Raw genomic sequence first — 12,599 nt, 5'->3', positions numbered from 1 at the left:
GCCGATGCCATCTCTGACCTTGCGACTTTATCTCGACCCGACGGGACGTCTCGGTCCGGGCAAGGTCGAACTGCTCGAGCAGATCGCCGCCACCGGTTCGATCTCGGCTGCGGCCCGCGCGATGGAAATGTCCTACAAGCGCGCCTGGGACCTGGTCGAAGAGATGAAGGATATGTTCGGCAAGCCGCTGGTGGCCGCCAAGACCGGCGGCAAGCATGGCGGCGGCGCAGAGCTTACGCCTGTCGGCGAAGACGTCGTGCGCCGGTTCCGCGACATGGAGCGCGCGGTCCACGCGGCGGCAGCGCCCTATGTCGAGGCGCTGCAGGCCGAAGCTGACGCGAAGTAGCTATTTGCCGAGTTCGATCGAGCGCAGCCGAGCCGCTTCGACAGCTTCGGTGAGCAGGGTCTTGAGGCGATCGTCACCCATCAGCACGCCCAGCGCCGCCGCCGTCGTGCCGTTCGGGCTGGTCACCTGGCGGCGCAGCACGGCCGGATCCTCGCGGCTTTCGGCGGCCAGGCTCGCCGCGCCATAGACGGTCTGCATGGCCAGAAGCGCTGCCGTCTTCGGTGGCAGACCGGCATTTTCAGCCGCTGCCGTCAGGCACTCGATGAAATGGAAGATATAGGCCGGGCCCGAACCTGAGACGGCGGTGACCGCATCCATCAGGCCCTCGTCGGCGATGGTGGCGACTTCGCCGCTGGCCGACAGAAGGTCGCCGACAACTTCCTTGGCCGCTTCCGAGACGTGCTCGTTGGAATAGACAACCATCATGCCCTTGCCGATGGCTGCTGGCGTATTTGGCATGCAGCGCGCGATCGGCGTATGGCTGCCGAGGATGTCGGCGAAGGTGGCGACCGGCGTGCCCGCGGCGACCGAGACGAAGGTCGCCTTGCCGTTGCCGAAGCGGCGATAGCCGGCAGTGACTTCGCGGATGACCTGCGGCTTGACGGCGATGACGACGATCCCAGGATCCGCATCGGCGGGAATGCCACCGACTTCCGAAGCGACACGGCTGCCGAGATCGGCGGCACGGGCGCGCAGCTCCGCATTGGGTTCGACAACGAATGTTTCCTCGGGCGCGAGCTTGCCCGAGTTGAGCCAGCCCGTGAGCATGGCGTAGCCCATGTTGCCGCAGCCGGCGAGGATCAGTCTGATGGTCATGCAAAGCCTCCGAACAGAACTGACATAGACCGTCTTGGAGCCAGGCGGAAGGGTGCACCGCCACTTCAGCGTGTGTGGTCCAGCACCTTGCCGAACGCATTGGTGAAGGTGACGCCGCCATGCGGGCCGGCCTCGGCAAGCGCCACGTCCATGAAGGCGTCGGTGACGCGCACAAGTGCGAAGCCGCCCATATAGGCGGCCTTCGGCTTGAACAGGTCGAGCCCGTCGCGGCTGTAGATCATCGGCGTCTCATGCTGGTGGCCGTGGAAGACGCCGATCACGTTGTGGCCGGCGATCGCCGAGCGCAGCGCGGGGCGGTCGTCGTCGCTCCACCAGTGCGGCTTGCCGCTGCCGGTGTCGTCGAATGTATGGGCGTCCGGGTCCCAGCGCTCGGTCGAGAACGCATCCCAGCCATAGTGCTGGAACAGGATCACCGGCCGCCCGTCGCCGGCGTTGTCGTCCAGATCCCGCTTCAGCCACTCGAGCGCACTGACGGCGCCCTTGGCGATGTCGCCGGCGAAGCGGTGCGTCTGCACCAGGTGCAGGCCGCCCCATCCCAGGAGTAGCAGTCGGACAGCATGTCGTAGTTGGCCGCCGGCACCGGCGGCTTGAAGAACACGCTGGGCCGATGGTTGATCTCGACATAGTCGCGCATCTCGCGCCGGTACCAGTCGACATGCGGTGGCGGACCGTCCTGGTCGAGGTCGTGGTTGCCGAGCCCGACATAGACGGGCACATGCACGCGGTCCGGCCCGGTACCTTCCTGTTAGCGCTGGCTGAACTGGAGCAGTTGCGTGCCTTCATGCGGCTGGGTCACCTGGCCGCTGCCATCGTCGGTCATGTCGCCGCCGACGACCAGGCCGAGCGGTCGCCCGATCTTTTGCCCGCACTTGCCAGACTGCTCGCCACGCCGCCGATCTGGCGCGGCCAGACGAACGCACTGATCTCGTTCAGCGCCGCGATATGCCGGCGCAGGTTCTGGTCGGTCTTGCCTTCGGTCTGGCAATTCGGACTGAGACCGCTCGCCATGCGGCAAGCGTGGATGTCGGCGGCAAACAGGAATGTCGCATCGGTTCGCGGCCGACTGGCGCTGCGCGCCGTAGACGTTCCGAGTGGCGAAGCCAAGCCGAAACCCAGCGTCTGGGCGAGCATCCGGCGTCGTGAAACCAGGGTGGCCATGCCCGAGAATGGCGTGGCCGCCGGAGCGGAGCAAGCGCGTTCCGTCAGCCGGTGTTCTTGTGGATGACCATGCGCGAGACCATGCGCAGCCCCAGGACACCGAAGACGAAGAACATCCAGACCGGGTCGATGCGGCGGAAGAAGAAGCTTTCGAGGAAGGCATTGAGCGCGGTGAACAGCACCACCATCATGAAGAAGTCGCCGAGGAAGACGTTCTCCTTGTAGAGCGGGATGCGCATGTAGTCGCGCAGCGGCGCGATCAGGAAGACATAGACGGCGGCGGCAAGCGCGGGCAGGCCCATGGTCACTGCGATGTCGATATAGCCGTTGTGGCCGTGCACGATGAAGCGGATGTCCCAGCCCTGGTCGTAGGCATGGCCGATTCCGGTCACCAGCGGCGTGCGCCAGAAGCTCTCATAGCCGTATCCAAACCACGGCTTCTTGGCGATCATCTCGCCAGCGAAGGCCCAGACAGTCGTGCGCCCGGTGTAGGTGAGTTCGGGAAAATGGTGCGCGGCAAGCTGCTGCAGCGGTTCGATGAAGACGATGCCGAGCGTGGCGAATGCCGTGCCGACGACGGCCAGCGTAAACAGCAGCGGCGTGCCGAGCCGCATGCCGATCATTCCGGGCAGAAGCACGAGCATGATCGACAGCGGAACCAGCCCGGCCGTCGTCTTCGATCCGGTGTGCACCATGAAGAACATCGACATGGCCAAAAGGATGTAACCCGACCATCGCCAATGCCTTCGGATCAGGTAGATGCCGGCGAAGCTGAAGCAGGCCATGACGGGCGCTGCGATGTTCTTGTGGCTGAAGGCGCCGCGCCACAAGCCGGAATGCTCGGGCTCGAAGCCGTCGGCGCCGTGGATCGCCACGCTGGGATAAAGGATGACGCCGGCGTAGCTCAGCCCGACGATGAGAAAGCCGGCGACAATCAGCACGGTCGAGAAGGAATCGCCATCGCGCGGCAAGGCAAGCACGGTTGCCATGGCGGTGATGCCGATGAGGGTGAAACTTGCCGCCCGGAACGCCGCATTGGGGTCGGCGGCTTCACCGACCGATACCAGGAAGAAGCACAGCAGGACGATCCAGGGCAGCCCGACAATGGCGCGCAACCGGGCCGGATTGGCCATGGTTACCAACGCAAACATGGCGAAGGCGCCGAGCGATCCGAAGCCCAACTGGTTGACGATGTCGCCGCCTTCGATCGCACCGGCGCCCGCCGGCTGGAACGGCCTGAACGAAACGATGACGATGGTCAGCACCATCGTCGCGATCGCGGTGGCGACGCCCGATGCCGTGAACGCCGCCGTCAGTGGCGGCGCGTCAGTTCTTCTCGGGCTGACGATACTGCTCATTGGCATAACCAAATTCGGCCATCACACGGCCAAGCGCCACATGGATCGGGTACACGGCGACCGATGGCGATCCGGTCTCGATAAGGCGCTTCATTGCACGTAATGGCGAGGCGCCAAGCAGCGCCAGGCTTTTCAGGAAGACGCGTGTGTTGGCGAACGGCGTGCCGGCATATTTCTTCTTGGCGACGAGCGTCGAGATGACGCCGTTGCGCAGGCCGCGTGCCCGAATCCAGTCGGCCTCGGTGCGCCGTGCCGGAACCGTCTCGAACAGCTTTGCTTCCGCGCACCAGCCGAGCTTGAAACCCTTCTGTGACGAGCGGCTCAGGAAATCCGAGTCGCCGCCGCCCATGAAGTTGAAGCGCAGGTCGAGATGGGGCGGGCCCATGGCCAGAAGCACGTTGCGGCTGACCAGCAGGTTTCCCGAGGAGTAGAGCGCGCCGACCTCACCGGTGACGGAATAGGGCGGGGCAAACACCGGATGTGTCGCCCAGACCTGATGCCCGGGATCTGAAAAGACTGGCACCTGCGGCCCGCCGACGATGTCGACGCCGAGGCGTTCGGCAGCCAGGCACATGGTTTCGAGCCACATCGGATCGGCCAGCTCGTCGTCGTCGATGACCAGCAGCCGCGAGAAATTCGGAAAGCGCAGCAAAGCGGTGTGCCAGCCGGCATTGTAGGCGCTGCAATTGCCGCGTTCATGCGCGACGATGACCAGCCCGGTCATCGCCCCGCTTTCAAACACCGGCAAGGCAGCGTGCATGCCTTCGTTGCCTTCGTCGTCATTCTCCATGACGATGACGGCGAACCGGCGCGTGGTCTTTTGCCTGGCCAGCGAATCGAGCGTTGCCAGCACTTGCTGTGGCCGGCGAAAGGTTGGCAGCGTGACCACCACCTCGACGTCGTCCACTGCCAGTGCAGGCGAAGTGCCGGCAATGGTCACGGACTTGAGTGGAGGTATAGCATTCATGACAAGCTGCCGGTTATTGATGCCTCTTCGCTATCATGGGCGCCATAACGGTCAGTTAAACACGCCGGAAGCAAACTGCGGATTGTCGGGCAGGTTCCACAAGCGGCTGAAATTGCTTAATGAAGACTTCACCGCGCTTTGTTAGGGCATAGGCAGGAACTGTCGTGATGCATCTGCTGTTTGCCACATCCATCGTGCCTGACGGAGCACTCTCGTCGGGCTACGAGATCGCCAACCAGGCGATCATCGATGCGCTGCGCCGGGCCGGCGTGCGCGTGACCGTGCTTGGCTTCGGCTGGCCGGGCAAACCGCCGTCAGATCCCGAAAACACGATCCTGCTCGGCTCGCTCGACGTGCGCACCGATGCCGCCCCCTTGCAGCGCAAGCTGGGCTGGCTGGCGAATGCGGTTGCCTCCGGGCTGACTTTCGCTTCGGCCAAGCTGCGCATCGTCTCCGATGAGACGGTGCGGCAGGCGATCGCGGCGGCGGGACCGTTCGATGGCTACATCCTCAATTCGGTCCAGATGGCGGCGGCGTTCGAAAGCCTGTTTCAGGACCGGCCTTCGATCTTCGTCGCGCACAATGTCGAATTCCGCTCGGCCGCCGAGAACGCGCGTGCCGCCAACGGGGCGTTTCAACGCCTGCTGTTTCGCCGCGAGGCAAGATTGCTCGAAGTCATTGAAAGGCGTCTGTGTCGCAATGCGCGCTTCGTCTTCACACTCGCCGACGAGGATCGCGCCGAATTGGGCGTTGCCTCCGACACACGCTCGGTGGCGCTGCCGCTGGTCACTCGGTCACAGCTTCCGGCACATCAGGGCAAGCACGACATCGACTGCGATGCAGCACTCATCGGTACCTGGACCTGGGAGCCGAATCGCATCGGCCTGGACTGGTTCCTCGGTAAGGTCGTGCCGCACCTGCGCCACGATTTCCGCATCCGTATCGCCGGCAGTGTTCCCGCAGGGGTGTCCTCGCCACATCCCGGCGTCACATTTGTCGGCCGCGTGCCCGATGCCCAGGCCTTTGTGCGCAGTGCTGCCGTCATCCCGCTCATCAGCACCTCGGGCAGCGGCGTCCAGCTCAAGACGATCGAGACGTTCGAACTCGGCCTGCCGTCGGTGGCAACCGCGCATTCGCTGCGCGGCATCGCCTACAAGCCAGCCAATTGCACCATGACCGACGATCCCATAGCCTTCGCCAGAGCGCTTGAACGAACCGTCGATCAGAACGTCGCTGATGTCGACGGTTCGGATTTCCATCGCCGGCAGATCGCCGCGCTCGACCTGGCAGTGGCAGGTGGCCTCGCTCGGCTTGGCGCGGGCGCACATGAGGTGGCGGCGTGAGCATGACGATTTCGAAAGCGGCCGCATCCTACCGCAGCATTCTTGGTATCCGGGTTGCCAGCTTGCGGCGCGACGAGGCGATCTCGCTGCTGACTGAGAAGATCAGGGACAGGAGCTTCAACAAGGTCAGCTTCCTCAATGCTCACAACGCCAACATCGCCTGTTCCGACAAGGATTTCGCCGCCGTCCTGAACGATTTTCTCGTGCTGGCGGACGGCATCGGTGTCGACATCGCCGCGCGCTGGCTCTATGGCGCGCCGTTCCCTGATAATCTCAACGGCACGGATTTCGTCCCCGACCTCTTGAAGGCGAGCGACAAGCCGCTGACCGTGGCTCTGCTCGGCGCCAAGCGCGCCAATGCCGAGCGGGCGGCTGCCCGCCTCAGCCAGATTGCCCCGCAGCACAAGATCGTCGTGGTTCACGACGGCTTCTTCACACCTGAGCAAGAGCCCGGGATCGTCGCCGCCATCGGCAGCCTGCGCCCCGATATCCTGCTTGTCGCCATGGGGGTGCCGCGCCAGGAAATGTGGATCGCGCGGCACATGCGCCCTGAACATTGCACATTGCCGATCGCCGTCGGCGCGCTGCTCGACTTCCTCAGCGGCTCGGTCCCGCGCGCGCCGGCATGGATGCGCCGGCTTCGCCTCGAATGGCTGTTCCGCCTGCTCATCGAACCGGGCCGGCTGTGGCGGCGCTATGTCGTCGGCAACCCGCTGTTCCTGTTTCGCGTGCTGCGCCAGAAGATCCGTGGGGGAGGGCAGTCTTGAACGCCAAGGCCATGTCTCCAGCCCCGGACGCTGCACTGATCACGGCGAGCTACGCCGCCGATTTTGAACGCTGCCGCCTGCTGTGCGAGACCGTCGATCGCCATGTCACCGGCGCCTCGCATCACTATCTCCTGGTCGAGCACCGCGACGTCGCGCTGTTCCAGCAGCTCGAGGGCAAGCGCCGCACGGTCATCGACGAGCGGGAGCTCTTGCCGTCCTGGCTGCGCGACATTCCCGATCCGACGAGTCTGTTCAAGCGCCGCATCTGGCTGAGTCTCAAGGCGCCGCCGCTGCGTGGCTGGCATGTGCAGCAGCTCAGGCGCATGGCGATCGCTGAAAGCATCGAGCAGGAAACGCTCGTTTACGTCGATTCCGACGTGGCTTTCCTCAGGCCTTTCGATTGCGCCCGGTTCTGGCTGGGCGGCAAGCTCAGGCTGTTCCGGCGCGATGGCGTGCTGCTGAAACCCGGCCATGACAACCATCGCATCTGGTCGGCCAACGCTGCCGCTGTGCTCGGCATCGCCGCGCCCGAGATTTCGCGGCATGACTACATCTCGACGCTGATCGCCTGGCGCCGGTCGTCGGTGCGCGACATGCTGGCCCGCATCGAACAGGTCAGCGGACGGCATTGGGTCGAGGCGGTGAGCGCGCGACGCAAGTTCTCCGAATGCATGATCTATGGCCGCTTCGTCGACGAGGTCGCCGATGGCGCCGGACATTATGTCGGTGCGGAAGAGTTCTGCCGTGTCCACTGGACCGGCACGCCGCTGACCGATATGCAGTTCGAGGCCTTCGTCGCCGCCATGTCGCCGGAGCAGGTGGCGATCGGCATGCAGTCCTTCATCGGCACCGATCTCGGGCGCATTCGCAGGCTTGTCGCCGCCTGAGGCCTAAAGCAATTCCAGGAAAAGTGCGCAGCGGTTTTCCGTCCGGAATTGCGCAAAAGCAAAAAGCCATCTCAGGAAAAGTGCGCAGCGGTACTCCGTCCGGAATTGTGTAGACGCGGAGAAAAGGAGAGACACCGCGATTCGAAGCTGCGCGGTGCCTATCTAGATCGCCTTGGCCCGCCGCCGCAGCGCCGTGTAGGTGACGGCGGCCGACGCCAGATAAAGCAGCGCGAACATGCCGTTCAGCATCCACACCAGCGTTTCGGTGTCGGCGACACGCATCAGCAACAGCGACAGCAACGCTGCCTTGAGGCCCGCCAGCATGGCGAGATTGGCGGCGCGGACCAGCGTCTGGCCGCGCGCGAACAGAAGCTCGGCGTGATACTCGACGAGATTGCGCAGGGCCGGCACGAACAGCGCCAGTCCGACCAGCGGGGCCGCCTCGGCGACGTTGCGGCCGAGGAAGTTGGGATAGAAGTACAGTACCACGGCGAGGAACAGCAGGGCCGAGGTCGAGACAATCAAAATGCCCGCCTCGATGCCAACCTTGACCTTTAGCCTGGCAAGCATTTCGGGCATGCGCATCATGCGCTGGACCAGCATCATCGAGAAGGTGCGGATCGGGATGGCGGTCAGGTCGACCAGCCGCATGACGATGGCATAGATGCCGGCGAGATGCGGGCCGCCCATAGCCAGCACCAGCAGCTTGTCGAACTCCATCTGCAGGTAGAACAGCACTTCGGCACCGGCGACATAGATCGAATCCGACAGCCGACGCCAGTAAAGGTCAGGCGTCAGCCTGAGCCGCTGGCGCGGATAGAAGAAGCCGAAGGCGAGCGCCAGGGAGACGAGGTTCGAGCCGATGTAGAACCCGGCCCAGGCGCCGACCGTATGGCTTGGCCAGAAGATGAACAGGGCAGCAGCGGCGGCCTTGATCGCGGCGGTCAGGATTGCCAGAACCGCCGCCCGGCCGAAGCGGCCGAGACCGTTGTTGACGATCATCGCCACTTCGACCGGTCGCCACAACAGCGCCTCGGCAAAGATGACGGCGGCAAAGATGGCGGCCGGCATGGATGTCGAAAAGAACAGGAACCAGGTCAGCGCCGAAGCGGCGACGAGCACCGGCAGCGACAGCGCGGCGAGCATCAGGAAGCCGGCGGTGTAGCTGCCGATCAGGCGGGGCCTTATCGTTGCCGTGCGGTAGAGCGCCGAGATGAAACCGAAGGCCAGCGTTCGCGACAGCATGACGCCAGCGGCGGAGGCGGTAGCAAACAAGCCGAAATCGGCGATCGACAGTGTGTTGGCGAGCGCGATGAAATAGATAAGCGAAAACACCAGCCGGCCCATCGAGCCGCTGATCGCCGAGAAGTAGTCGCGCAGGACCGCCTGCCGCTGCACGGCGAAACTGCCGATCCGCTGGCGCAGCGTCGTGCGCGGTATGTCGTTCGCCTTGGTCATGATCCAGTTGGACGATAAAAGCCAAAGCTTAATGTGCCGTTCTGCGATGAAGCTCTATATACTGCCGCAAAGCAGGAATTAACGGTTTGTTACCCATGTCTGTTTAGCGTGGCTTAACGACCGGACAGGTGATCCGGAATAGACTTTTGGAAGTTGCCCGCATGGCCGAATCTGGAAACCGCGAGGACTGGAGGCGCAAGCGCTCGTTGCTTGCGCTGGACCGGGACGATGCCGATCCGAAGCCGCGAGGCTCGTCGCTGCTGTCGATGTCAGCGGAAGATGACATTGGCCACGAAGATTTCCAGGATCCTGCGACCCGCCATCGCATGGCGCGTTTCCGGCGCGAGGCCGAACGTGCTGCCCGCGAGCAACTGGCCGAAAAGCCGGCCGCACCGGAGGCACAGCCGGTTGTCGCACAGCCGATGGAAGCTGCGTCCGCATTCGCAAGCGACAAGCCTGCACCGACTCCGTCTTCGATGATCGGCACCTGGCGCGACAGGGCGATCGGCTCAGTCGTTCCGGAGCCGCTTGCTGCCATGCCTCAGCCCTCGGTCGAGCCATCTGCACAGCATGGCGATCACGACGACGTCCGCTGGCAACCGCTGATCGACCCGATGGCGGTCATCGGCGGCATCACCCGTTCGAAACTGCTGATCGCCTCGACGACGCTCGCCGGCGCGCTGCTGGGTGTCGCGCTCGCTCTGTCGACGCCCAAGAAATACCAAGCGTGGACCGAGATGATCGTCGATCCGCGCAACCTCAGGCTTTCCGACAAGGAGCTGACCGTCGGCGACTTGCCGTCGGACGCGACGCTGGCGGTGGTCGAAACCCAGGTGCGCCGGCTGACCTCCGGCTCCGTTCTGGTCAAGGTTGTCGACAAGCTCAATCTGGCCGAGGACCCGGAATTCAACGGCAAGGCTGGCGGCGGCTTCAGCATTCGCGGTTTTGTGAGTTCGTTGATCTCTTCCAACCAACAGACAGGCGACGACCCCGGGCGGCGGCACGCGCTGGCCGCCGAACACCTCTATGAAGCGTTGTCCATCCAGCGTGACACCAACACCTTCGTCATCTCGGTCGGGGCGAAGACGCAAGATCCCGAGAAGTCGGCGCTGATCGCCAACACGATGACGGATGTCTTCATCCAGACTTTCGGCGAGTTGCAGGCCGGAACGGCCGGACGCGCGACCGACGAGCTGACCCGCCGCCTCGACGACCTGCGCAAGTCGGTTGAGACAGCCGAGCGCAAGGTCGAGGCGTTCAAGGCCGAGAACGAACTCATCAATCCGCAAGGGCGCCTGATCACCGACGATGAGATCCAGCGCGTCAACGACCAGTTGACCGCGGCACGAGCCCGCACGCTCGAACTCAACGCGCGCGCCTCCTCGACCCGCGACCTCGGTGTCGATTCGGTGCTGGCAGGCGCGTTGCCCGAAGCGATCGGCTCGCCGGCAATTACCGAATTGCGCGCGCAATATGCGGCGCTGACCCAGGAAGCGGACCGGGCCGCCGTCAGGCTTGGCCCGCGCCATCCCGAGCGTTTGGCTGTCGATGCCCAGCTCAGCGGGGCACGCGAGCGTATCGCCAACGAACTGCGCCGGGTCGCCGGCTCCATCCAGGTCGACCTCAAGCGCGCCGTCCAGACGGAACAGGAGCTCGCGGCCCGCCTTGCCCAGCTCAAGGTGCGCCAGAGCGATGTCGGTGGCGAAATGGTCACGCTGCGCGAGCTCGATCGCGACGTTGCCGCCAAGCGCGCCGTCTACGAGGCAACGCTGCTGCGGGCACGCGAGACCGGCGAGCAGAGGGACATCAATTCGGGCAATGTGACAATCATATCGCCGGCATCGCCGCCGCTGCAGTCGACCGGTCCGTCGCGGGCGATGATTGCGCTGGGCGGCATGCTGCTCGGCTTTGCCTCTGGCGTCGGCTTCGGTGCCATGCGCGGGGCGCTGCAGAGCCTGCGCACCACGGCGAGGCGACGCAGCCGGGCGAAGCCCGAAATGCACGGCGAACCGGCAGCCGCGAACAACCAGCCGGACAACCGCGTCGAGGCGACCGCCGCACGGGTCGATACGACCCCGGTGATGCCGGCGGCGACCGGTCCTGTCGCCGCCGCCGATCCGATCGTCGACAACCGGCAGCCGCCGCAGTCGTGGCAGGCGCAGCCGATGCAGCAGCAGCCCGGGTACCAGGCGCCGCAGGGCGATCTTGACCCATCCTATGTGCCGCAACCGCGGCCTGGTTATTACGAACAGCCACAGCAGCAACCGGACTACGCCGCTGCTCAGCAGTACCGCCCGTCCTATCGGCAGCGGCCGCCGGAACATTACTCCACGCCGCCGGCAGCGCCCCGAGCCGATGCGCCCGCGCCGCAGAGCCAGATCGACGAGATCAGCGAAAGCCTGCGCGAGGTTCGCAAGGAATTGAACCTTCTCAGGGAGCGGCGCTCACGCCGCTACTTCTGAAATTCTTCCATGCGGTTTCGAGTTTACGGCACCGGACGCCGCAATGGCGAGGTTGCGGGTCGAAAATTTGATGACAATGCCGCCCGAAGCATGCCGCAGACGGAGTAGAGACATGGCTGAGATCATTGACGGAAAGAGTGTCGCAGCCGAGGTCGTCGAAGGCGTCAAGAAGTCAGCGGCCACGCTTGCCGCGCATGGCGTGAAGCCGGGACTGGCGGTGGTCATTGTCGGCGAGGATCCGGCGAGCCAGGTCTATGTCGCCAACAAGTCGCGCACATCAAAGGAATGCGGCTTCCATTCGGTCCAGCACACGCTTGCCGCCGAGACCTCCGAAGCCGATCTCGTCGCCCTCGTCGAGAAGCTCAACGCCGACCCTGCGATCCACGGCATCCTCGTCCAGCTGCCGCTGCCCGGCCATATCGACGCCGGCAAGATCATCCAGACGATCGCGCCCGACAAGGACGTCGACGGCTTCCACTTCATCAATGTCGGCAAGCTCGCCACCGGTGAGCTCGACACAGCACTTGTGCCCTGCACGCCGTTCGGCTCGATGCTGCTGATCGAACGCAAGCACGGCAAGGATCTGTCCGGGCTCAACGCCGTCGTCGTCGGACGGTCCAACATCGTCGGCAAGCCGATGGCCAACCTGCTGCTTGCCGCCAACGCCACCGTGACGATCGCTCACAGCCGCACCAAGGATCTGCCGGCTCTGTGCCGCACTGCCGACATTCTGGTGGCCGCCGTCGGCCGGCCCGAAATGGTCAAGGGCGACTGGGTCAAGCCGGGCGCCACCGTCATCGATGTCGGCATCAACCGCATTCCCGCACCCGACAAGGGCGAAGGCAAGTCCAGGCTGGTTGGCGACGTCGAGTTCGCCTCGGCCGAAAAGAGCGCGGGCGCCATCACGCCGGTTCCCGGGGGCGTCGGTCCGATGACCATCGCCATGCTGATGGCCAACACGCTGGTGTCGGCCTATCGCCACGCCGGCCTCGAACAACCGGGCTTCTGAATGATCG

10 protein-coding genes and 1 pseudogene are annotated in these 12,599 nt (G+C 64.6%); 6 read left to right on the top strand and 5 right to left on the bottom strand.

From position 1 onward, the window contains the following. Window positions 1-4 precede the first annotated feature (4 nt). Window positions 5-346 (top strand): winged helix-turn-helix domain-containing protein, encoded by a 342-nt coding sequence (locus tag IG197_RS08895; protein ID WP_067965287.1) that lies wholly within the window; start codon window positions 5-7, stop codon window positions 344-346. On the opposite strand, the gene proC is transcribed toward IG197_RS08895, so the two are convergent. The 4 genes and pseudogenes from proC to IG197_RS08875 form a co-directional block, all read right to left on the bottom strand. Continuing rightward, window positions 347-1,162 (bottom strand): pyrroline-5-carboxylate reductase, encoded by an 816-nt coding sequence (gene proC, locus IG197_RS08890; RefSeq protein ID WP_192318306.1) that lies wholly within the window; start codon window positions 1,160-1,162, stop codon window positions 347-349. Window positions 1,163-1,227: 65 nt separating this feature from the next. After that, window positions 1,228-2,341 (bottom strand): annotated as a pseudogene (locus IG197_RS08885) (metallophosphoesterase). 44 nt (window positions 2,342-2,385) lie between these two features. Beyond that, on the bottom strand, window positions 2,386-3,699 hold the full coding sequence (locus tag IG197_RS08880) for an O-antigen ligase (RefSeq protein WP_192318304.1): 1,314 nt from the start codon (window positions 3,697-3,699) through the stop codon (window positions 2,386-2,388). Next, window positions 3,668-4,666 carry a glycosyltransferase family 2 protein gene (locus tag IG197_RS08875; RefSeq protein WP_192318302.1) on the bottom strand — a complete coding sequence of 333 codons (999 nt, stop codon included), beginning with the start codon at window positions 4,664-4,666 and terminating at the stop codon, window positions 3,668-3,670. Before IG197_RS08875 ends, IG197_RS08880 begins: the two co-directional genes overlap by 32 nt. A 167-nt stretch (window positions 4,667-4,833) precedes the next feature. Between IG197_RS08875 and IG197_RS08870 the strand changes: the two genes are divergently transcribed. Genes IG197_RS08870 through IG197_RS08860 form a run of 3 tightly spaced genes read left to right on the top strand, consistent with a single transcriptional unit; the run spans window position 4,834 to window position 7,663 of the window. Then, window positions 4,834-6,009, top strand: a complete 1,176-nt coding sequence (locus IG197_RS08870; RefSeq protein WP_192318300.1) for a glycosyltransferase family 4 protein — start codon at window positions 4,834-4,836, stop codon at window positions 6,007-6,009. Between the two features lie 2 nt (window positions 6,010-6,011). Continuing rightward, entirely contained in the window at window positions 6,012-6,776 is a 765-nt protein-coding gene (locus IG197_RS08865) for a WecB/TagA/CpsF family glycosyltransferase (RefSeq protein ID WP_192318298.1), read from the top strand. A gap of 11 nt (window positions 6,777-6,787) precedes the next feature. Then, a complete protein-coding gene (locus IG197_RS08860) occupies window positions 6,788-7,663 on the top strand; it encodes a DUF6492 family protein (protein WP_192319652.1) in 876 nt (291 codons plus the stop codon). A 162-nt stretch (window positions 7,664-7,825) separates the two neighbouring features. On the opposite strand, the gene IG197_RS08855 is transcribed toward IG197_RS08860, so the two are convergent. Continuing rightward, the gene (locus IG197_RS08855; RefSeq protein WP_192318296.1) at window positions 7,826-9,121 is read right to left on the bottom strand and encodes a lipopolysaccharide biosynthesis protein; all 1,296 of its coding nucleotides are present in this window, start codon (window positions 9,119-9,121) and stop codon (window positions 7,826-7,828) included. 161 nt (window positions 9,122-9,282) lie between these two features. On the opposite strand from IG197_RS08855, the gene IG197_RS08850 reads away from it, so the two are divergent. Together IG197_RS08850 and folD are read left to right on the top strand one after the other, a co-directional pair. Further along, a complete protein-coding gene (locus tag IG197_RS08850; protein WP_192318294.1) occupies window positions 9,283-11,583 on the top strand; it encodes a GumC family protein in 2,301 nt (766 codons plus the stop codon). Window positions 11,584-11,695: 112 nt separating this feature from the next. Next, window positions 11,696-12,592, top strand: a complete 897-nt coding sequence (gene folD, locus IG197_RS08845) for a bifunctional methylenetetrahydrofolate dehydrogenase/methenyltetrahydrofolate cyclohydrolase FolD (RefSeq protein ID WP_192318292.1) — start codon at window positions 11,696-11,698, stop codon at window positions 12,590-12,592. The last annotated feature ends 7 nt before the right edge of the window (window positions 12,593-12,599 follow it).

Origin of the sequence: Aminobacter sp. SR38 (assembly GCF_014843375.1) — a bacterium.
GTDB classification, from domain to species: Bacteria; Pseudomonadota; Alphaproteobacteria; order Rhizobiales; family Rhizobiaceae; genus Aminobacter; species Aminobacter ciceronei.
The sequence above is the reverse complement of the archived record's forward strand: the minus strand, read 5'-3'. Positions and strand labels throughout refer to the sequence as shown.